We start from the raw sequence: 20,550 nt of genomic DNA on the forward strand, positions 1-20,550 counted from the left end.
AGGGGCCGGGCGGCCGACTCCCGGAAGGAGTCGGCCGCCCGACGCTCTCGTGCGGGTCAGACCTTGAGCAGGTCTCGTGCCTTGTCGGGCGGGATGAGGTCGTGACGCACCGACTCACGCACGAACGACCCGGTGCCGTGCGACACGGATCTGAGGTCGATGGGGTAGCGGGACAGCTCCGCCGCAGGCACCTCGGCGTGGACCACCGTCCACCCCTGCTCATCCGCTGGCTCCGTGCCGACCACCTGGCCCCGCCGGCCCCGGAGGTCGGCCATGACCGCGCCGAGGTATTCGTCGGCGATGGTGATGTCGACCTTGTCGATCGGCTCGAGCAGCGCGACCGTCGACTCGTTGGCGGCCTCCTTGAGTGCGAGGGCGGCGGCCGTCTGGAAAGCGACGTCGGAGGAGTCCACCGAGTGAGCCTTCCCGTCGACCAGGATGACCCGCACGTCCACCACCGGGTGACCGGTGAGCAAGCCCTTCTGAAGCTGCGCGCGGGCGCCCTTTTCCACGGAGGGGATGAACTGGCGCGGCACCGCGCCCCCGACGACCTTGTCGACGAACTCGAAGCCGGATCCACGGGGGAGGGGCTCGACCTCGATGGAGCAGACGGCGTACTGGCCGTGACCGCCGGACTGCTTGACGTGACGTCCCTGGGCCGAGACCTTGCGGACGAATGTCTCGCGCAGCGCGGTCCGGTAGGGCTCGGCATCGACGGTGACCCCGTAGCGATCGGACAGCTGTGCGATCAGGTCGTCGACGTGGGCCTGGCCCATCGTCCAGAGCACGACCTGGTCGGTCTCGCTGGCGTGCTCCATGCGCATCGTCACGTCCTCGGCGACGAGTCGTTGGAGCGCCCCTGCGAGCTTGTCCTCGTCCGACTTGCTCACGGCCCGGATGGCGACGGGCAGCTGGGGCTCCGGAAGCAGCCACGGCGCGACGACAGCCGGACGATCGGCCGACGAGAGGGTGTCCGACGTCTCGGCCCGGGTCAGCTTCGACACGAGCACGAGGTCCCCGGCGATCGCGGTCCCGCGAGGACGGTGCCCGTCGAGGAAGGGCGAGGCCAGCGGCCCGACCCGCTCGTCGTCGTCATGGGACGGATGGCCGGTCACCTCATGGCCGACGAAGTCGCCGAGGTGCCCCGAGACGTGCACGGTGTCGTCGACGCGCAAGGTGCCCGAGAACACCCGCGTCAGTGACAGGCGTCCGACGTAGGGGTCGGTCGTGGTCCGGACGATCTCGGCCACGAGCGGTGCGTCGGGGTCGCACGTCACCCCCGTGATGGCGGCCCCCGCAGGCGTCGTGATCGCCGGCAGGGGATGCACGGTCGGGTCGGGGAAGGCCTGCTCGATCAGCGAGAGCAGCTCCTCGACGCCCGCCCCCGTCGGCGGGGCGACCGGCAGGATCGGGAAGAAGCTCCCCCTGACGATCGCCGTGCGGAGGTCCGCGAGGATGGCTGAGATCTCCACCTGCTCGCCCTCCAGATACCGGTCGAGGAGCGTGACGTCCTCCGACTCCTCGATGACCGACTCGATCAGGGCGTGCCGTGCATCCTGGTGCTCGTCCGTGCCCAGGTCGTCGTCGGAGCCCGTGATGAGCCCGACGACCCCGGTCTGCTGTCCGCCGTCCAGCACCGGCCAGTGGGTCGCCTGCGCATCGCCGAAGACGCGGCGGCAGGTCTCCACCGTGGCGGCGAACTCAGCACGGGGCTGGTCAAGGTGCGTCACCACGACGGCGCGAGGCATGCCCACCGCGGAGCACTCGCGCCAGAGGAGGGAGACGGGCCGATCGATGTCGTCGGCTCCCGAGACCACGAAGATCGCCGCGTCGGCGGCCCGCAGGCCAGCTCGGAGCTCGCCGACGAAGTCGGGATAGCCGGGGGTGTCGAGCAGGTTGAGCGCCACCCCGTTCGAGTCGAACGAGGCGGCGGTGAGGGTCGACGTGCGCACGTGCCCCTCGACCGAAGGGCGCTGCCCCGGGACGCGAGCCGCGACGAGAGCCTCGAAGAGTGCCGTCTTGCCAGCCCCGCCGGGTCCGACGAGCACGACGTTGCGGATGTCCTGCGGCGAGGCGGGGTTGGGGGCCGCAGGAAGGTCTGATCTGCCGGTTTGTCTCGCCATGACCCCACCCAACTCCTGTTGTCCCCCGCTCACAAGGCCTGCGCGCCGGAACCGCTGTGATCTGCGAGTCAGCCGAGCCTGGCACGCTCGGGTGGCCGTCCGGAGGCCAGCCGCGCGGATACTGGGCGCGGATATTCGATGTCGAAATTCAGGTGCGGCCGTCGGCGCCGGGTGCTTCTCTGGTCTGGTGAACGTCGGCGCCTATCGACACGTGCTTGCCATCCGGGAGACCCGGCGCATCCTGCTGCTCGGGTTCCTCGTGCGCGTGCCGATGTTCGCCGGCACTGTCATCCTCACGCTGCACGTCGTCACCAGCCTCGGGCGCAGCTACGGCCAGGCGGGGCTCGTCACCGCCGCGGCGACCGTCGCCGTCGCCGTCTCCGGGCCGTGGCGGGGTCGGCTCCTCGACCGCATCGGCCTACGGCGGACGGTGGGTCCCTCCATCGTCGTCCAGCTCATCTGCTGGTCCATCGCGCCCTGGGTCGATTACGCACCCCTCGTTGCCCTCGCCGCCCTGGCCGGGCTCTTCGTCGTGCCGACGTTCTCGATCCTGAGGCAGGTGATCCTCCGGGCCACACCGACCGAGCAGCGCCGCACTGCGCTGTCGCTCGACTCGGCTGCGACCGAGCTCTCCTTCATGGCAGGCCCGGCTCTCGGGGTCTGGATGGCGACGTCGTGGAACACGAGCTGGGCCCTCTTCGTGTGCGAGATGGCTTCTGCTGCGGCCGGATTCGTCATCTGGCTCGTCAACCCTGCACTGAGCTCGACGCGCCTGCCGGCCGCCCCACCTTCGGGCGAGCACCCGCACGACGCAGAGCCGGCCCGCCGCGCCCCGCAGCATCGGCGCGCGTTCCGCGGTTTCATCACCCTGCCCGTTGCGGCCGTCTACCTCGCGGCAGCCGCATCGACGCTCGTCCTCACCGGCACCGATGTCGGTGTCGTCGCCGCCCTGAGGGAGTTCGAGCAGCCAGAGTCGATCGGCTGGGTTCTCGCGCTCTGGGGCGCAGGCTCTCTCGTCGGAGGCCTTGCGTACGGTGCCTGGCACCGGTCCTTCTCGGTGTTCTGGCTCCTCGGCGGCCTCGCGGTGACGACCGCTCCCGTGGCGCTCGCGGTCGGCGTGCCGAGCTTCGCCGTGCTCATCACGGTGTGCGGCGTGCTGTGTGCCCCGACCATCACGGCCACCGTCGAGCAGCTCAGCCGACTGGTCCCCGAGCGCTTCCGCGGCGAGATGATGGGGTGGCACGGGTCAGCCATGACCGCGGGATCGGCACTGGGGGCGCCGATTGCCGGTTTCGCCATCGACCACGGCGGCTGGCGCTGGGGTTTCCTCTCCGTGTCGGCCCTCGGCCTGCTCGTCGCTCTGGCCGGGCTCGCCGTCACGGTGCGGCGGGACGTCGAGCCGGACCGTGGTCCCGAGTCAACCGACTCAACCGAGTCGAGCCAGCCAACGTCGCCCACCCCGTCGGCTGACCAGGCTGTCGTCCCGACCACCTGACACGGATTCGGGCAACGCCCCTCAGGCTGCTAGGCTTGAGCACTGACCAGTCGTCCTCCCGTGCAAGCGGGCGGGTGACGTGCAAGAGAAGCTCGCTTCCACCCGCGTCGACCACCAGGTTGCCGGGTTCCAGGTCCGCGCGGGACGCGCCCTCCTCCGGGAGGTGTGGCACCGCGCCGTATGTCGACAAGGCAACTCAGCGGCATACGACATCCTTGGGCTCCTCGTGCACGCGCGAGGGGCCCTTTCCTTTGCAGCGGGTCGGCTCACAACGTCAACCAGTCATCGAACTTAGGAGCACCACATCAGCGAGCCTCGCATCAACGAGCGCATCCGGGTCCCGGAAGTGCGCTTGGTTGGCCCCAATGGTGAGCAGGTCGGCATCGTGCGCGTCGAGGACGCGCTCCGTCTGGCCGAGGAGGCGAACCTCGACCTCGTCGAGGTGGCCCCCATGGCCAAGCCACCGGTCGCCAAGCTCATGGACTTCGGCAAGTTCAAGTACGAAGCCGCCATGAAGGCACGGGAAGCACGCAAGAACCAGGTCAACACCGTCATCAAGGAGATCAAGCTCCGCCCGAAGATCGACCCGCACGACTACGGCACCAAGCGCGGCCACGTCGAGCGGTTCCTCAAGGCCGGTGACAAGGTCAAGGTGACGATCATGTTCCGGGGCCGGGAGCAGTCACGTCCGGAGCTCGGTCGCCGCCTGCTCGAGCGTCTCGCCGAGGACATCGCCGAGCTCGGCTACGTCGAGTCGGCGCCGAAGCAGGACGGTCGCAACATGATCATGGTGATCGGCCCGACGAAGAAGAAGGCAGAGGCCAAGGCCGAGCAGCGCCGGGCCCGCGACCGCAGCGCCGCGGAGGCGACGCACGCAGCCAACGGGGCCGAGGCGCCGGTCGCGTCCGAGGACCCGGCGGCCTCCGCCGCTGAGTGACCCGCGCCCCACAGACGTTCTACCCCGGTGGCCCGCCCGGCGCGGCGCCACTCCGAGAGTCCGCGTACGCCCCCGTACGTCTGGCACGACACGAAGGAGACCGGCAATCATGCCGAAGATGAAGACGCACAGCGGTGCGAAGAAGCGCTTCCGCCTCACGGGCAAGGGCAAGGTCATGCGCGAGCAGGCTGGTGGCCGCCACCTGCTCGAGCGCAAGTCCTCGCGGTACACCCGCCGGATCGCGAACGACGTCGAGGTCGCCCCGGCGGACGCCAAGAAGGTCAAGAAGCTCCTCGGCAAGTGAGCCGGGACGCCACCCCACCAGCATCGAGCTGAGCGGCCGGGACTCCCGGTCAGGCCAGCAGCACCGAAGTGTGTTCGAGTAACGAAGGAGTATTCACGTGGCACGCGTGAAGCGGGCGATCAACGCCCACAAGAAGCGACGGGTCGTCCTGGAGCGCGCCAGCGGCTACCGCGGTCAGCGGTCGCGTCTCTACCGGAAGGCGAAGGAGCAGGTCACCCACTCGCTCGGTTACGCCTACCGTGACCGTCGCGCGAAGAAGGGCGACTTCCGCCGCCTGTGGATCCAGCGGATCAACGCCGCGGCCCGCGCCAACGGCATGACCTACAACCGGTTCATGCAGGGGCTCAAGGCGGCCGGTGTCGAGGTGGACCGCAAGATCCTCGCCGACCTCGCCGTCAACGACGCGCCGGCGTTCACCGCCCTCGTCGAGGTGTCGCGCGCCAACGTTCCGGTGGCCGAGAAGGCTACCGAGGGCGCAGCCTGATCGCAGACCTCTCGAGCGCCGGGACCGGCCGCGTGCTGACCAACCCGCGATCCGATCGCGTGAAGTCCGTACGGGCGCTGTCCCGGCGCTCGGTGCGTTCCCGAACGGGCCAGTTCCTTGCCGAGGGCCCGCAGGCGGTGCGTGAGGCGGTGCGCTTCGCGCCCGAACAGGTGCGGGACATCTACGTCACGGCGGAGGCGGCGGAGCGACACGCGGACCTGCTCGCGGCCGCCCGCGACGCGAAGCTGTGGGTGCACGAGGTGACGCCCGAGGTGCTCGCCGCCATGTGCGATGCGGGGCACCCCCAAGGACTGATGGCCGTATGCCGCTGGGCTCGCCTCGCGCTGGACGACGCGCTGGGTGCCCTACCGCCCGACGCGGTCGTGTGCGTCCTCGCGCACGTGCGTGACCCGGGCAATGCCGGCACGGTGATCCGGGGTGCGGATGCGGCCGGCGCCGACCTCGTCGTGGTCAGCGACGCGAGCGTCGACGTGCTCGGCCCCAAGGTGGTCCGCTCGACCGTCGGCTCCCTCTGGCACCTGCCTGTCGTCACCGAGGTGCCCATCCAGACGATCCTCGAGGCCCTGCGCGGACGGGGCGTCCGCCTCTTCGCCGCCGACGGAGCCGGTCACACGCTCCTGCCGTACGCCGACCTGGACGGACCGCACGCCTGGGTGATGGGCAACGAGGCGTGGGGTCTCGACGCGCAGGTGCGAGACGCCTGCGACGACGTGGTCCGCGTCCCGATCCACGGGCACGCGGAGTCGCTCAACCTCGCCATGGCGGCGACCCTGTGTCTGTACGCCTCCGCGGAGGCGCGGCTCCGGCGGCCCCGGGGGCCCTAGGGGCCGCGGGGGCCGCGGGGGCCGGGGGCGCCGCGGGGGCACTGAATGGCACTGAATGGCACCGAATGGGGCGCGCCTGCGGTCCAGGCCTCACGCTCGACCCCTGCCGCGAGCACCCCTTGCGTGGCTATCCTTCGCACCATGGGCTCCGGTGACGACGGCCAGCTGTCGGCCCGGCCTGCCTCACCGACCTCCGCCGCGACCCTGTACTCGCTGGGCGAGCTGCTGCCCGATGGGCTCGTCGTCGTCACCGGGGACGGCGTCATCAGCTTCGTCAACCAGGAGGCGTGCCGCATCCTCGAGTGCGAGACAGAGGACCTGATCGGCCGGCCCGTGCGCGAGGTCCTGCCACTCGCGGACAAGTACGGCCGCGACTGGTGGGAGCGCTCGGACCCGTCGCTCTCCCGGAACACGGGGACCCGGCATCGCGAGCGGCTGCTGGTGGGGCCCCACGGCCGGGACGTGCTCGTCACGGCGCGACACGTCGTCGCGGCGGGCGGCGCGAGGCTCGAGCGGATCCTCGTCGGGCTGCGCGATGCGGAGGCTCGCCTGCGCGCCGAACGCGAGCAGGCGACCGTCCTGTCGACGGTTGCCCACGAGCTGCGGGCGCCCCTCACGTCGGTGACGGGCTTCACGAGCAGCCTCCTCCGTCGTTGGGACCGCTTCACCGATGAGCAGAAGCGACTCATGATCGAGACGATCGAAGCGGACGCCAGCCGGCTGACCCGACTCATCACCGAGCTGCTCGACATCTCCCGTCTCGACTCCGACAACCTCAGCCTCCGTCTCGCGCCGGTGGACCTGCACGACCTGCTCGCCGCACACGTCGCGAGGCACGAGATCAGCCGCACCGGAGCCCAGGTCCTGCTGCGGCTCGGCCCATCGGCGCAAGAGGACGGCGTCCCCGAGCTGTGGGCCGACTCGGACCGGCTCCAGCAGGTGTTCTTCAACCTCATCGAGAATGCGCTGCGGCACGGCGAGGCACCGGTGACGGTCACGCTGGACCGCGATGACGAGGTCGTCGGCGACGCGGTCCTGGTCCTCGTCGATGACGAGGGCTCAGGGATCCCGGAGGACGACCGCGAGAAGGTCTTCGGACGGTTCTGGCGCGGCTCGGACGGGTCCACCACGGGGCTCGGGCTCTACGTCGTGCGCGGCCTCGTCGAGGCCCACGGTGGCACGGTGACGGTCGAGTCCAATCCCGTGGGCGGCGCACGGTTTGCGGTCCGGTTGCCCGGAGGCGTGCCGGACGCCGTCGCGCTGCCCTGACCCTGGCTGCCGGAGTCGCGGACGCCCCGTCGGCGCACTGCACCGCGCCCCTAGACTGGGCACGCCGCCGTCCGCCCTGCCCGGCGGGGGCCCGCCAAAGCCAGACCGACCCGACCAGAGCAGCCGAGCGAGAGCAGCGAACGCGAAGAGATGTCCGGACCCAACACGAACTACGACCCCGTCGAGGTGTCCGCCCTCGACCCGGAGCACATCGAGACCGCTGTCGAGCAGGCTCTGGCTGCCATCGCGGCCGCCACGTCGCTCGACGACCTCAAGGCGGTTCGCATCGCGCACCAGGGTGAGAAGAGCGCCTTGGCGCTGGCCAACCGCGAGATCGGGGCCCTTCCGCCGAGCGCCAAGGCGGACGCCGGCAAGCGCGTCGGCCAGGCGAGGGGCCGGGTGGGCGCCGCGCTCACCGCCCGCCAGACCGAGCTGGAGGCCGAGCGGGACGCGCGGATCCTCGTCGAGGAGCGCCTCGATGTCACCGTGCCGGTCGTCCGCAGTCCCTTCGGCGCCAGGCATCCCATCGAGCTGGTGTCCCAGCGGCTCGTCGATGCCTTCGTCGGGATGGGGTGGGAGGTCGCCGAGGGCCCGGAGCTCGAGGCAGAGTGGCTCAACTTCGACGCCCTCAACCTGGGTCCTGACCACCCCGCTCGTCAGATGCAGGACACCTTCTTCCTCGATCCGGTCGACTCCGGACTCGTCCTGCGCACGCACACGTCTCCCGTTCAGATCCGCACCATGCTGGAGCAGGAGCCGCCGATCTACATCGTGGCGCCCGGCAAGGTCTATCGCACGGACGACCTCGACGCGACGCACACTCCGGTGTTCCACCAGATCGAGTGCCTGGCCGTGGACAAGGGTCTGACGATGGCGCACCTGCGGGGGGCGATCGACGCCTTCGTCCAGATCATGTTCGGTGAGGGCACCCAGACCCGGGTGCGCGCCTCGTACTTCCCGTTCACCGAGCCGTCCATGGAGACCGACTTCGTCTGTTTCGCCTGCCACGGAGATCCCGGCCCCGACGGCTGTCGCACGTGTGGCGGCTCCGGCTGGATCGAGCTCGGCGGTTCGGGCATGGTCAACCGGAAGGTCCTGCGCGCCTGCGGAATCGATCCGGACGTCTACTCAGGGTTCGCCTTCGGGCTCGGTATCGAAAGGGCGTTGATGCTTCGCCACGGGGTCCAGGGCATGCACGACATGGTCGAGGGAGACGTGCGCTTCTCGCGGCAGTTCGGGATGGAGGTCTGAGATGCGGGCCCCCCTGAGCTGGCTGGCTGAGTACACGGACCTCGCCCCCGGCGCGACCGGTGCCGACGTCGCTGCCTCGCTCGTGTCGGTCGGGCTGGAGGAGGAGGACCTCCACGGTGGCGACATCACCGGGCCCCTGGTCGTCGGCCGGGTTCTCGACTTCGAGGAGACGATCCAGAAGAACGGCAAGCCGATCCGCTTCTGCGTCGTCGACGTCGGCCAGAACGGCCAGATGGTGACCGAGGGCAAGCACCAGGAGATCGTCTGCGGGGCGACCAACTTCGAGGTGGGCGACCTCGTCGTCGTCGTCCTCCCCGGCGCGATCCTGCCAGGTGGTTTCCACATCACCGCTCGCAAGACCTACGGCCGGATGTCCAATGGCATGATCTGCGCCGAGGACGAGATCGGGCTCGGGCACGACCACGCGGGCATCATCGTCCTGCCGCGCCTCCTCGGCGAGGAGCACGTGGTGGGCGTCCAGCCGGGTGACGACGCGATCGCGCTCCTCGGCCTCGGTGAGGAGACGATCGAGGCCAACGTCACGCCCGACCGGGGGTACTGCTTCTCGGTCCGGGGCCTCGCGCGGGAGTACTGGCACAGCCAGGGCAGCCCAGCAGGTGGGTTCCGCGACCCGGCGCTCATCGAGACGCCGGCACCAAACGACTTGGGTTTCCCGGTCGTGCTCAAGGACGAGGCGCCGATCGACGGAGACGCGGGCTGCGACCGGTTCGTGGCGCGGGTCGTCCGGGGCGTCGACGCCTCGGCGCCGTCACCCTCATGGATGCAGAAGCGCATCGCCCAGATGGGGATGCGCCCGATCTCGCTCGCGGTCGACGTGACGAACTACGTCATGATGGCGCTCGGCCAGCCGCTGCACGCCTATGACCTCGACACGCTCGGTGGGCCCATTGTCGTCCGACGGGCGCGTCCGGGGGAGACGCTGACCACGCTCGACGGCGTCAAGCGGACTCTCGATCCCGAGGACCTGCTCATCACGGACGAGGGCGACGGGAGCGGCGAGGGCATCCTCGGCATGGCCGGAGTCATGGGTGGGGCGTCGTCCGAGGTGAGCGCCGCCACGACGAACGTCCTCATCGAGGCCGCCCACTTCGACGCCACCTCGGTGGCCCGGACGTCCCGTCGGCACAAGCTCGTCAGCGAGGCCTCCAAGCGCTTCGAGCGCGGGGTGGACCCACGAGTTCCGGCGGCCGCTGCGGAACTGGCAGTCCGTCTGCTCGTCGAGCACGGCGGGGGGCACGTCGACCCCGGGGTGACCGATGTCGACCGCACCACGACTCGGGAGGCCTACCGACTCGACCTGGCCGCGCCGTCGCGGATCATCGGGGTCGACTACCCGCGTGATCGCGTCGTCCAGATCCTCCGTGACCTCGGGGCTGACGTCGCCGCGAGCGACGACCCGCGCTACGTCGACGTCACTCCGCCATCGTGGCGCCCGGATCTCGTTGATGCGCCGGACTACGCGGAGGAAGTCGCCCGGATCGACGGCTACAACAACATTCCCTCCATCACCCCGACCCCGAGCGAGGGACGGGGCCTGACGCACGGCCAGGGCATCCGGCGGGTGATCGCCGACGCCCTCGCCGGCGCCGGCTTCACCGAGGTGCTCAGCTACCCGTTCGTCTCGGAAGAGCTGGCCGACCAGCTGATGCTGCCCGACGACGACGACCGGCGTCGCGCCGTTCGCCTCGCCAACCCGCTGTCCGAGGAGCGACCCCTCATGCGGACGTCCGTCCTCGGCAGCCTCGTCGACGTCCTGCGGCGCAACGTCTCCCGCGGCCACAAGGACGTGGCCCTCTTCGAGATGGGCCTCGTCTTCCGTCCTGGCGGTCCGCTCCGCCGCGCCCCGATCCCCGCTGTGTCCGCGCGTCCGTCGGACGACGAGCTCGAGCAGCTCTATGCCGCCGTCCCCGCGCAGCCACGGCGTGTCGGCATCATGGCTACGGGCCTGATCGAGCACGCCGGCTGGTGGGGCTCGGGCAGGCCAGCTGAGTGGAGCGACATGGTGTCGGCCGTCCAGGCGGTCGCCGCTTCCCTCGTCGTCCCCGTCGTCGTCTCGGCGGACGCCGCCCACGCTCCGTGGCATCCCGGCAGGTGCGCCCGGATCACGCTCCATGACGGCACCCTCGTGGGGCACGCCGGCGAGCTGCATCCGAAGGTCCTCACCGCACTGGACCTGGCTCCGAGAACGGTGGCGGCCGAGATCGATGTCGACGTCCTGACGGCTGCCAGTGACCGCGCTGTGCAGGCTGAACCGTTCTCCACGTTCCCTCCCGCGATGACCGACATCGCCCTGCTCGTGCGGACCGATGTCGCTGCGGCTGACGTCGAGGCTGCCCTCCGGTCCGGGGCGGGTGATGCCCTCGAGCTCGTCTCCCTCTTCGACGTGTACGAGGGTGAGCGGATCGAGCAGGGGCACAAGTCCCTGGCCTACCGCCTGACGTTCCGGGCCGCCGACCGGACGCTGACGACCGACGAGGTCAACGGGTTCCGTGACGCGGCCGTCGCCTCAGCAGCAGCTGCGGTGGGCGCGATCCAGCGCTGAGCCGCGCGCCTCCCGGCCCACGCATCCCGGCACCCGGCCCGACCCCCAACACACCCGCTCACTCCGCGCTCCGCCTCCTTCAACGGGTGGTCGGCACTCGATGGGCGGGTGTGTTGCGGGATGTGGTAGTAGGAGGCTGGCTGCAGGGATATGCATGGGCGTGTATAGTCATGCATCGTGACCAGGGCAGCAGTAGCGGGGGCGAGCGGGTATGCCGGCGGGGAGATCGTCCGGCTCCTGCTCGCCCACCCGCACATCGAGGTCGGCGCCGTGACGGCCGGCGGCAGCGCAGGTGAGCTCCTCGGGGCGATCCATCCCCAGCTGACGCCGCTTGCCGGACGACGCCTCGACGAGACTTCGGTCGACACCCTGTCCGGGCACGACGTGGTCTTTCTCGCCCTGCCCCACGGCCACTCGGCTGCACTCGCCGCCCAGCTGCCCGACGAGGTCGTTGTCATCGACTGCGGGGCCGACTTCCGGCTCGAGTCCGGCGATGACTGGACGGCGTTCTACGACACGCCCCATGCGGGTTCATGGCCCTACGGGATGCCGGAGCTGCCGGTCGGCCCGGGGAGCCCGGCAGCCAAGCAACGCGGCATGCTCACCGGGGCGCGACGCATCGCTGTCCCGGGGTGCTACCCGACCGCGGTCTCGCTCGCCCTGGCACCCGGTCTCGCGGCCGGTGTGCTCGCCCCCGAGGACATTGTCGTCGTCGCGGCCTCGGGGACCTCCGGCGCCGGGAAGGGCCTCAAGCCGCACCTGCTCGGCAGCGAGGTGATGGGGTCGATGTCGCCCTACGGCGTCGGGGGCGTGCATCGCCACACCCCGGAGATCGAGCAGAACCTCAGCCGGGCGGCCGACACCACCGTGACGGTCTCCTTCACCCCCACGCTCGCGCCCATGGCACGTGGGATCCTCGCCACGTGCACGGCCCGGCTGACACCGGGCACCGAGCCCGGCGCGGTCCGGCCAGCGTGGGAGCGGGCCTATGAGGACGAGCCGTTCGTCCACCTGTTGCCGGAAGGCCAATGGCCACGAACGGCAGACGTGCTGGCCAGCAACAACGTCCACGTCCAGGTCGTCGTCGACGAGCGGGCCGGACGCGTGGTCGTCGTGTCCGCCGTCGACAACCTGACCAAGGGGACCGCCGGCGCGGCCGTGCAGTGTGCCAACATCGCCCTCGGCCTGGCCGAGACCACCGGCCTGCCGGTCGCGGGGGTGGCCCCGTGATGCCGGAGACGGTCCCTCTGCCGCGCGGCTTCCGGGCGTCGGGCGTCACCGCCGGGCTCAAGGCCAGCGGCACCCCTGACCTGGCCCTTGTCGTCAACGATGGTCCCGACCACACCGGCGCCGCGGTCTTCACGGCCAATCGGGTCGAGGCCGCGCCGGTTACGTGGTCACGGCAGGTCGTCACGGACGGCAGGGTCGACGCCGTCGTGCTCAACTCGGGCGGTGCCAACGCGTGCACCGGCCCCCAGGGGTTCGCCGACACCCACCGCACCGCCGAGCATGTCGCGGAGGTTCTCGGCATCTCGCCGGGAGACGTGGTGGTGTGCTCCACGGGACTGATCGGCGAGCTGCTCCCCATGGAAAGGCTGCTCGCCGGCGTGGACGCGGCGGCCGGCGCGCTGACCCCGGAAGGCCTCACGGACGCCGCGGTCGCCATCAGGACGACCGACACGGTCCACAAGGTTGCCGGGCACTCCGCAGACGGCTGGTCCGCCGCCGGGATGGCCAAGGGTGCGGGAATGCTCGCGCCTGCCCTGGCCACGATGCTCGTCGTCCTCGCCACCGACGCGGCGGTCTCCGCGACGGACCTGGACGCCGCCCTCCGCTCGGCCACCGCCGCCACCTTCGACCGCATCGACTCGGACGGCTGCATGTCGACGAACGACACCGTGGTCGCCCTCGCCTCCGGCGCCTCGGGCGTCCCAGTCGATCGCGCGGACCTGACGACCGCCCTGACCGCCGTGTGCTCGAGTCTGGCCCGCCAGCTCGTCGCCGACGCCGAGGGGGCGGCTCACGACATCGCCATCGAGGTGCGTGGAGCGGCGTCGGTCGAGGATGCTCTGGAGGTCGCCCGCTCCGTCGCGCGCAACAACCTGTTCAAGTGCGCGATCTTCGGCAACGACCCGAACTGGGGCCGGGTGCTCGCCGCGGTCGGCACGACGAGGGCCGCATTCGACCCGCTCCGGCTCGACGTCAACATGAACGGCGTGCCGGTGTGCCGGTCCGGAGGCGTGGGGGAGGACCGGTCTCTCGTCGACCTCCGCCACCGTGACGTCCACGTACTCGTCGACCTCCATGCCGGCGACGAAACGGCCACGGTGTGGACCAATGACCTGACCCACGACTACGTCCACGAGAACTCGGCCTACAGCACATGATCGCGCACCCGCACCAGGCCCTCCGGGGACTCATCGACGCGGCCGCCATCCGCGTGGCCGCAGGCAAGGCCGCGACGCTCGTCGAGGCCCTGCCCTGGCTCGAGCGGTTCCGCGGCGCCCTCGTCGTCGTCAAGTACGGCGGCAACGCGATGGTCGACGAGGACCTCAAGAGGGCGTTCGCCCGGGACATCGCGTTCCTTCGCTACGCCGGGCTGCGGCCGGTCGTCGTCCACGGCGGTGGACCCCAGATCAAGGCGATGCTCGCTCGCCTCGGCCTCGAGAGCGAGTTCAAGGGCGGACTGCGCGTCACGACACCGGAGGTCATGGACGTCGTCCGCATGGTCCTGACCGGTCAGGTCGGTCGCGAGCTCGTCGGGCTGCTCAACCAGCACGGGCCGATCGCCGTGGGCCTCTCCGGCGAGGACGCCGGCCTCTTCGGGGCCCGGCGCCGGGGGACCGAGATCGACGGCGAGCTGGTGGACATCGGCCTCGTTGGCGACGTCGAGAGCGTCAACCCGTCCGCTGTGCTGGACATCCTGGCCGCTGGCCGGGTCCCCGTGGTCTCCACGGTCGCGCCGGACCTGGACGGGAACGGCCAGGTCCTCAACGTCAACGCCGACACCGCTGCGGCCGCGCTCGCCGTTGCGCTCGGGGCCACGAAGCTCGTCGTCCTCACCGACGTGGAGGGCATCTACGCCGACTGGCCTGACCGTTCCTCGCTCCTCTCGTCCCTCGAGGCGTCCGCCGCCTCGGAGCTGCTCCAGCGCGTTGACGAGGGGATGGTGCCCAAGCTCGAGGCCTGCATCCGTGCGGTCCGGGGCGGCGTGCCCCAGAGCCACGTGGTCGACGGGCGCCAGCCGCACTCGATCCTGCTCGAGATCTTCACCGACGAGGGGATCGGCACCATGGTGCTGCCCGACCCGGACCCGAGCGCCACCACCGGCCCGGCAGATGGAGCGTCATGACCATCGGCTCCGACCTGCTCCAGCGCTACTCCGGTGCCATGGTCCAGGTCTTCGGGCAGCCGCAGCTCGTCCTCGCGACGGGGCACGGCTGCTGGGTGACCGACGTCGACGGCAAGCGGTACCTCGACCTCCTCTCCGGGATCGCGGTCAACGCACTCGGCCACGGCCATCCCGCCCTGGTGCAGGCGGTCGCGAAGCAGGCCGAGCAGGCCATCCACATCAGCAACTTCTTCACCTCGGAGCCCGCCATCCTGCTCGCCGAGCGGCTCCTGGCCATCTCGGCGGCACCGGCGGGATCGGGCGTCTTCTTCGCCAACTCCGGCACCGAGGCCATCGAGGCCGCCATCAAGCTCTCGCGCCGCACCGGCAGGACCCGTCTCGTCGCACTCGAGGGCTCGTTCCACGGCCGCTCGACCGGGGCGGTCGCCCTGACCCACAAGGCGGCCTACCGCGAGCCCTTCGAACCGCTCATCCCCGACGTCAGCTTCGTTCCGCCCAACGACGAGGCGGCCCTGTCTGCCGTCATCGACGACCGGACGGCGGCGTTGTTCATCGAGCCCATCCAGGGCGAGGCCGGTGTCCGCGAGGTCTCGGCGGACTACCTCCGGCTGGCTCGCGAGCTGACCTCGCGCCACGGCGCCCTGCTCGTCCTGGACGAGATCCAGACCGGCATCGGCCGGACCGGCCGCTGGTTCGCGCACCAGGCAGCCGGCATCGTCCCGGACGCCATGACACTCGCGAAGGGCCTCGCGGGCGGCGTCCCGATCGGTGCCCTCGTCACCTTCGGCCGCCGGATCACGGGCCTGCTCGCCGCGGGCCAGCACGGGACGACCTTCGGGGGCAACCCGCTGGCCTGTGCCGCAGGGCTCGCCGTCCTCGACACCATCGAGCGCGAGGACCTGCTCGGCAATGCCCTGCGGGTCGGCTCGATCCTCGACGACCTCGACAGCCTCGACGTTGCCGGGGTCGCAGCCACGCGCGGACGGGGCCTCCTGCGCGCGATCGAGCTCAGCGGCACACCTGCCCCTGCTGCGATGGCCGCCGCCCGGGAAGCGGGCTTCATCGTCAACGCCGTGACACCGACGGCGCTGCGCCTCGCGCCGCCACTGGTCATCTCGGAGGGCGAGCTCACCAGCTTCGTCGACGCACTCCCCGCGATCCTCGAGGCCGCGCGGAGCGTGACATGAGCCGCACCCAGCGCCAGGCGCGCATCCTCGAGCTGCTCGAGGAGCACGAGGTGCGCAGCCAGGGCGAGCTGTCGGACCTCCTGGTCGACGAGGGGATCGAGGTGACCCAGGCGACGCTCTCGCGCGACCTCGTCGAGGTGGGCGCCGTCAAGGTACGCCGGGGTGGGACCCTCGTCTACTCGGTGCCGGCAGATGGCGGCGACGTCGCGGCCACCGGTTCGATCGCCGGTGGCGCCAGCGCCCGGCTGCGGCGCACCTGCGAGGAGCTGCTCGTCTCCGCGACCCCTGCTCGAAACCTCGTCATCCTGCGTACGCCGCCCGGCGCGGCCAACTACCTGGCGTCCGCCATCGACCAGACCCGCGATCCCTCCGTCATCGGCACGCTCGCCGGAGACGACACGATCATGCTCGTCGCCGCAACGGACTCCGAAGCAGCGACGATCGCCACCCGTCTCCAGGGCCTCGTCGGAGCCCGTGACTGACCGCCCGCAACGCCCCCAGGAGGTTTCCCGATGAGCACCGATCTGCCGCAGCCAGCCGACCGGCTCAGCCTGTGGGGTGGCCGGTTCGCCAGCGGCCCCGACGAGGCGCTCGCTGCCCTGTCCAAGGGCACCCACTTCGACTGGCGGCTCGCACCGCAGGACATCACCGGCTCACGCGCACACGCGCGAGTGCTGTATGCCGCTGGGCTCCTTTCAGACGAAGAGCTCGCCGCGCTGCTGGCCGGGTTGGACCGTCTCGAGGAGGACGTCCGATCCGGCGCCTTCGCACCTGCGGAGGAGGACGAGGACGTCCACACCGCGCTTGAGCGCGGTCTCATCGACCGGATCGGGCCCGAGCTGGGTGGGCGGCTGCGGGCCGGCCGGTCACGCAACGACCAGATCGCCACACTCTTTCGGATGTACCTGCGCGAGCACGCCCGGGTCGTCGGCGGGCTGGTGCTCGATGTCGTCGAGGCCCTCGTCGGACAGGCGGATGCCCACCTCGGGGCCGCCATGCCGGGGCGGACGCACCTGCAACACGCACAACCGGTGCTGCTCTCCCACCATCTGCTGGCGCACGTCTGGGCCCTGCTCCGTGACATCGACCGCCTCCGCGACTGGGACGTGCGGGCCAACGCGTCGCCCTACGGTTCAGGTGCGCTCGCCGGCTCATCGCTGGGTCTCGACCCTGAGGTCGTCGCGAGGGACCTCGGCTTCTCCCGCGCCGTCGAGAACTCGATCGACGGCACTGCATCGCGCGACTTCGCGGCGGAGTTCGCCTTTGTCTGCGCGATGACGGCGGTCGACATCTCGCGATTCGCCGAGGAGGTCGTCCTGTGGGCGACCAGGGAGTTCTCCTTCATCACGCTCGACGACGCCTACTCGACCGGGTCGAGCATCATGCCCCAGAAGAAGAACCCGGACGTCGCAGAGCTCGCCCGCGGCAAGGCCGGCCGCATCGTCGGCGACCTCGCCGGCCTGCTCACGACGCTCAAAGCGCTGCCGCTGGCCTACAACCGGGATCTCCAGGAGGACAAGGAGCCGGTCTTCGACGCCGTCGACACGCTCGAGGTGCTGCTGCCAGCGTTCTCCGGGATGGTCGCAACGCTGACCTTCCACACCGAGCGACTGGCGTCGCTGGCGCCACAGGGCTTCGCGTTGGCCACCGACATCGCCGAGTGGCTCGTCCGCCAGGGCGTGCCGTTCCGGGTCGCCCATGAGGTGGCCGGCGCCTGCGTCCGCGAGTGCGAGTCGCAAGGCATCGAGCTGTGGGACCTCACCGACGATGACTTCGCCCGCATCAGCGAGCACCTGACCCCCGGAGTGCGGTCCGTCCTCTCCGTGGAGGGTTCGATCGCCTCACGTGACGCGGTCGGGGGGACCGCCCAGGTTCGCGTGAGCGAGCAGCTGGAGTCCGCCAAGGTGGCCGTGGCTGCGGCACGGTCCTGGGCAGCAGGTAGCGTCTGACCGCGTGACCCACCCCGACACCTTGCGCCGTGGCGCCACGGAGCGGCTGCCGCGCGCCTTCTTCGCGCGACCGGTCCTCGAGGTCGCCCCGGAGCTGCTCGGCTGTCACGTCACCCACGCCGGGGTGACCGTCCGACTGACCGAGGTCGAGGCGTATGCCGGACAGGTCGACCCCGGTTCGCACGCGTACCGGGGACCGACGCCGCGGACGCGAGTCATGTTCGGCCCGGCCGGGTTCCTCTATGTCTACTTCACCTACGGTCACCACTGGTGCGCCAACCTCGTCGTCGGCCACGAGGGCAGCGCCTCCGCTGTGTTGCTTCGGGGCGGAGAGGTCGTCGCCGGGCACAAGCTTGCCAGGGCCAGGCGCCCCGGCATTCCGCAGCGCGACTGGGCCAGGGGTCCCGGGCGGATGGGCCAGGTGCTCGCCCTTGGCCGCGACGAGACCGGGCGCGACTTCTGTCGCCCACCCATCGGCGAACCGGTCGACCTGCTCGTGACCGGCCCCGATGTGGATGCAGACCGGGAGAGCATCCGCACCGGCCCGCGCGTGGGGGTCAGCGGGCCCGGAGGCGACGCCCAGGTCTTCCCGTGGCGGTTCTGGCTCGACGGCGAGGCAACGGTCTCCGCCTACCGACCCGGCGTCGTGCGCCAGAGGCGTCGGCCGGTCGGGGCCTAGCAATGGGAACTCAGCCCGGACGCTCCTGCCCGTCGGCACCGGGACGAGCCCAGCGGCATACAGCATGGTGGTCGTGATCTGGGACGGGCCCACTTCTCATTGGCCCGCCCAGCACCCGGTAGGGCAGTCTGTGACGCGGTGGGCACATCCTCCGCCGTGACCACCGGAACCGAGAGGAACGCGATCCCCGTGACGGACATCTTCGACGAGCTGCAGTGGCGCGGCCTGGTGGCGCAGACCACCGACGAGGCGGCGCTGCGCGAGGCACTCGCGAAGGGACCGGTCACGCTCTATTGCGGCTTCGACCCGAGCGCGCCCTCGCTCCACTTCGGCAACTTCGTCCAGGTCTCCGTGCTCCGGCGCATGCAGGCGGCCGGACACCGGGTCATCTGTCTGGTCGGAGGCTCGACCGGCCTCATCGGTGACCCGAAGCCGGACTCCGAGCGGGTCCTCCAGGACAAGGAGACCATCGGCCAGTCCGTGGCGCGGATCCAGCGGCTGGTCGGCCCCCTGTTGGACTTCGACGGGGACAACGCGGCGATCCTCGTCAACAACCTCGACTGGACCGCCCCGTTGAGCGCGCTCGACTTCCTCCGCGAGGTCGGCCAGCACTTCCGGGTCAACCAGATGATCCGCAAGGAGGCCATCGCGCGACGGCTCGAGAGCGAGCAGGGCATCTCGTACACCGAGTTCAGCTACCAGCTGCTCCAGGCGTTGGACTACCTGCACCTCTTCCGGGCGCACGGCTGCACGCTGCAGATCGGCGGCAGCGACCAGTGGGGCAACATCACGGCCGGCGTCGACCTCGTGCACCGGGCCGAAGGGGCCTCGGTGCACGCGCTCGCCACGCCCTTGCTCGTCGACTCCTCCGGCCGCAAGTTCGGCAAGTCGGAGGGCAATGCCGTGTGGCTGTCGGCAGACATGACGAGCCCCTACGCGTTCTACCAGTACTTCCTCAACGTCGAGGACGCGTCGGTCGTGGCCATGCTCAAGGCGCTGACCGACCGAAGCCGGGCGGAGATCGAGGAGCTCGAGCGGCAGGTCAAGGAGGAGCCGTTCCGTCGGGCGGCCCAGCGGGTCCTCGCGGCTGACGTCACCACTCTGGTTCACGGCCGGGCGGCGACCGAGGCGGTCCAGGCGGCGAGCGAGGCGCTCTTCGGCAAGGGGGAGCTGGCCGTGCTCGACGCCGGCACGCTCGTCGACGCGACGAACGAGCTTCCCGGCGCCGACGTCGGGGTGGGGACCTCGTTCGTCGATGCCATGGTCGCCTCCGGTCTCGTCGAGTCGCGCAAGGCGGCTCGTCGAGCCATCGGCGAGGGCGGCGCATCACTCAACAATGTCAAGGTGACCGATCCGGAGCTCGTCCTCGCTGCGGACGACTTCCTCCACGGCCGGGTCGCCGTACTGAAACGCGGTCGCAAGAGTCTGGCTGCGGCGCGACGAGCCTGAACGCCTGGCCAGGGTGGCCGCATCTCGCGCGACCCGCGCGACCCGCGCGACCCGCGCGGAGGGGGCCTGTGGGGCCTCGCGGGGCCTCGCGGGGGCTCCGTGGGGTTCCGTGGGGGCTCTGTGACGGGCTCCGAGGGGGGACCCCAGCCCGCCCGGAAAGGTCCGGATCGTCCCCTTCCTCCGTGCTCGGCGGGGCGATTTGGCATTCACAGCGGCCGCGGGCTAATGTTCTCTTCGTCAGCCCGACAGGGAGGAACGGACGCCACAGCGGCGGCGAGCATCGCCGAGCGAAGTAGGCCGGTCCCGGGGCAGACAACCCCCGAGCAGGACCACCAGGATCTGGTGCACCTTGCTCGCGGGTTCCGCCGACGTCTGGAGGGTTGGCTCGGCCGCCCCTCGGGGCCGGTTCGAGAGTTTGACCCTCTCGAGCACGGCGGGTAAAGTAGAAGGGTTGCCCCGGAGGCTGGTCTGTTGGCTGGTTGATGGTGTGTGTCCGGTTCTTGAGAACTCAACAGCGTGTCAAAATGATCGATGCCAATTACCTCGTTGTGGGGGTGTGGCTGGCTGCCTTGTTTTGGGGTGGTTGGTTGTGTCTCCACGCGTTTTTTTATCCTTTGGTTGATGTGAATTTCTAGCTTTTGGCTAGTTGTTCTTGCTCAGTCA

At 70.6% G+C, this 20,550-nt stretch carries 17 protein-coding genes; 16 read left to right on the plus strand and 1 reads right to left on the minus strand.

Annotated features, from left to right (window positions below; genetic code table 11):
- Positions 1 to 56: 56 nt before the first annotated feature.
- On the minus strand, positions 57 to 2,123 hold the full coding sequence (locus VJN29_RS04835) for an elongation factor G-like protein EF-G2 (RefSeq protein WP_324142449.1): 2,067 nt from the start codon (positions 2,121 to 2,123) through the stop codon (positions 57 to 59).
- Positions 2,124 to 2,310: 187 nt separating this feature from the next.
- Between VJN29_RS04835 and VJN29_RS04840 the strand changes: the two genes are divergently transcribed.
- From VJN29_RS04840 to tyrS, 16 genes are all read left to right on the plus strand, one after another.
- Positions 2,311 to 3,618 (plus strand): MFS transporter, encoded by a 1,308-nt coding sequence (locus VJN29_RS04840; protein ID WP_324142450.1) that lies wholly within the window; start codon positions 2,311 to 2,313, stop codon positions 3,616 to 3,618.
- Between the two features lie 346 nt (positions 3,619 to 3,964).
- Positions 3,965 to 4,555, plus strand: a complete 591-nt coding sequence (infC, locus tag VJN29_RS04845; RefSeq protein WP_324142451.1) for a translation initiation factor IF-3 — start codon at positions 3,965 to 3,967, stop codon at positions 4,553 to 4,555.
- A 109-nt stretch (positions 4,556 to 4,664) separates the two neighbouring features.
- Positions 4,665 to 4,859 (plus strand): 50S ribosomal protein L35, encoded by a 195-nt coding sequence (rpmI, locus tag VJN29_RS04850; protein WP_034719222.1) that lies wholly within the window; start codon positions 4,665 to 4,667, stop codon positions 4,857 to 4,859.
- Between the two features lie 97 nt (positions 4,860 to 4,956).
- Positions 4,957 to 5,343, plus strand: a complete 387-nt coding sequence (gene rplT, locus VJN29_RS04855) for a 50S ribosomal protein L20 (RefSeq protein ID WP_324142452.1) — start codon at positions 4,957 to 4,959, stop codon at positions 5,341 to 5,343.
- A 32-nt stretch (positions 5,344 to 5,375) separates the two neighbouring features.
- Positions 5,376 to 6,188 (plus strand): RNA methyltransferase, encoded by an 813-nt coding sequence (locus tag VJN29_RS04860; RefSeq protein ID WP_324142453.1) that lies wholly within the window; start codon positions 5,376 to 5,378, stop codon positions 6,186 to 6,188.
- A gap of 141 nt (positions 6,189 to 6,329) precedes the next feature.
- Positions 6,330 to 7,457: an ATP-binding protein gene (locus VJN29_RS04865; RefSeq protein ID WP_324142454.1), complete on the plus strand. Its 1,128-nt coding sequence runs from the start codon at positions 6,330 to 6,332 to the stop codon at positions 7,455 to 7,457.
- A gap of 150 nt (positions 7,458 to 7,607) precedes the next feature.
- Positions 7,608 to 8,708, plus strand: coding sequence for a phenylalanine--tRNA ligase subunit alpha (gene pheS / locus VJN29_RS04870; protein WP_324142455.1), 1,101 nt, complete (start codon positions 7,608 to 7,610; stop codon positions 8,706 to 8,708).
- 1 nt (position 8,709) lies between these two features.
- On the plus strand, positions 8,710 to 11,271 hold the full coding sequence (gene pheT, locus VJN29_RS04875; RefSeq protein WP_324142456.1) for a phenylalanine--tRNA ligase subunit beta: 2,562 nt from the start codon (positions 8,710 to 8,712) through the stop codon (positions 11,269 to 11,271).
- A gap of 177 nt (positions 11,272 to 11,448) precedes the next feature.
- Complete coding sequence (gene argC / locus VJN29_RS04880) at positions 11,449 to 12,501, plus strand: N-acetyl-gamma-glutamyl-phosphate reductase (RefSeq protein ID WP_324142457.1); 1,053 nt, start codon at positions 11,449 to 11,451, stop codon at positions 12,499 to 12,501.
- Positions 12,501 to 13,658: a bifunctional glutamate N-acetyltransferase/amino-acid acetyltransferase ArgJ gene (gene argJ, locus VJN29_RS04885; protein ID WP_324142463.1), complete on the plus strand. Its 1,158-nt coding sequence runs from the start codon at positions 12,501 to 12,503 to the stop codon at positions 13,656 to 13,658. Before argC ends, argJ begins: the two co-directional genes overlap by 1 nt.
- Positions 13,655 to 14,623, plus strand: coding sequence for an acetylglutamate kinase (argB, locus tag VJN29_RS04890; RefSeq protein WP_324142458.1), 969 nt, complete (start codon positions 13,655 to 13,657; stop codon positions 14,621 to 14,623). The genes argJ and argB overlap by 4 nt, the downstream gene beginning before the upstream one ends.
- Positions 14,620 to 15,810, plus strand: a complete 1,191-nt coding sequence (locus tag VJN29_RS04895; protein ID WP_324142459.1) for an acetylornithine transaminase — start codon at positions 14,620 to 14,622, stop codon at positions 15,808 to 15,810. Before argB ends, VJN29_RS04895 begins: the two co-directional genes overlap by 4 nt.
- Positions 15,807 to 16,292 carry an arginine repressor gene (argR, locus tag VJN29_RS04900; RefSeq protein ID WP_324142460.1) on the plus strand — a complete coding sequence of 162 codons (486 nt, stop codon included), beginning with the start codon at positions 15,807 to 15,809 and terminating at the stop codon, positions 16,290 to 16,292. Before VJN29_RS04895 ends, argR begins: the two co-directional genes overlap by 4 nt.
- A gap of 30 nt (positions 16,293 to 16,322) precedes the next feature.
- Positions 16,323 to 17,759 carry an argininosuccinate lyase gene (argH, locus tag VJN29_RS04905; RefSeq protein WP_324142461.1) on the plus strand — a complete coding sequence of 479 codons (1,437 nt, stop codon included), beginning with the start codon at positions 16,323 to 16,325 and terminating at the stop codon, positions 17,757 to 17,759.
- Positions 17,760 to 17,763: 4 nt separating this feature from the next.
- On the plus strand, positions 17,764 to 18,438 hold the full coding sequence (locus tag VJN29_RS04910; protein ID WP_324142462.1) for a DNA-3-methyladenine glycosylase: 675 nt from the start codon (positions 17,764 to 17,766) through the stop codon (positions 18,436 to 18,438).
- A gap of 189 nt (positions 18,439 to 18,627) precedes the next feature.
- Positions 18,628 to 19,887, plus strand: a complete 1,260-nt coding sequence (gene tyrS, locus VJN29_RS04915) for a tyrosine--tRNA ligase (protein ID WP_324142464.1) — start codon at positions 18,628 to 18,630, stop codon at positions 19,885 to 19,887.
- Positions 19,888 to 20,550 lie beyond the last annotated feature (663 nt).

Source organism: Intrasporangium sp. (assembly GCF_035280925.1).
Lineage (GTDB): Bacteria > Actinomycetota > Actinomycetes > Actinomycetales > Dermatophilaceae > Intrasporangium.

What these genes read in the sequence shown, in the direction of transcription:
- VJN29_RS04835 (WP_324142449.1), bottom strand. Translation starts at nt 2,123, where the DNA reads ATGGCGAGACAAACCGGCAGATCAGACCTTCCTGCGGCCCCCAACCCC.
- rpmI (WP_034719222.1), top strand. Translation starts at nt 4,665, where the DNA reads ATGCCGAAGATGAAGACGCACAGCGGTGCGAAGAAGCGCTTCCGCCTC.
- VJN29_RS04865 (WP_324142454.1), top strand. Translation starts at nt 6,330, where the DNA reads ATGGGCTCCGGTGACGACGGCCAGCTGTCGGCCCGGCCTGCCTCACCG.
- pheS (WP_324142455.1), top strand. Translation starts at nt 7,608, where the DNA reads ATGTCCGGACCCAACACGAACTACGACCCCGTCGAGGTGTCCGCCCTC.
- pheT (WP_324142456.1), top strand. Translation starts at nt 8,710, where the DNA reads ATGCGGGCCCCCCTGAGCTGGCTGGCTGAGTACACGGACCTCGCCCCC.
- argJ (WP_324142463.1), top strand. Translation starts at nt 12,501, where the DNA reads ATGCCGGAGACGGTCCCTCTGCCGCGCGGCTTCCGGGCGTCGGGCGTC.
- argB (WP_324142458.1), top strand. Translation starts at nt 13,655, where the DNA reads ATGATCGCGCACCCGCACCAGGCCCTCCGGGGACTCATCGACGCGGCC.
- VJN29_RS04895 (WP_324142459.1), top strand. Translation starts at nt 14,620, where the DNA reads ATGACCATCGGCTCCGACCTGCTCCAGCGCTACTCCGGTGCCATGGTC.
- argR (WP_324142460.1), top strand. Translation starts at nt 15,807, where the DNA reads ATGAGCCGCACCCAGCGCCAGGCGCGCATCCTCGAGCTGCTCGAGGAG.
- argH (WP_324142461.1), top strand. Translation starts at nt 16,323, where the DNA reads ATGAGCACCGATCTGCCGCAGCCAGCCGACCGGCTCAGCCTGTGGGGT.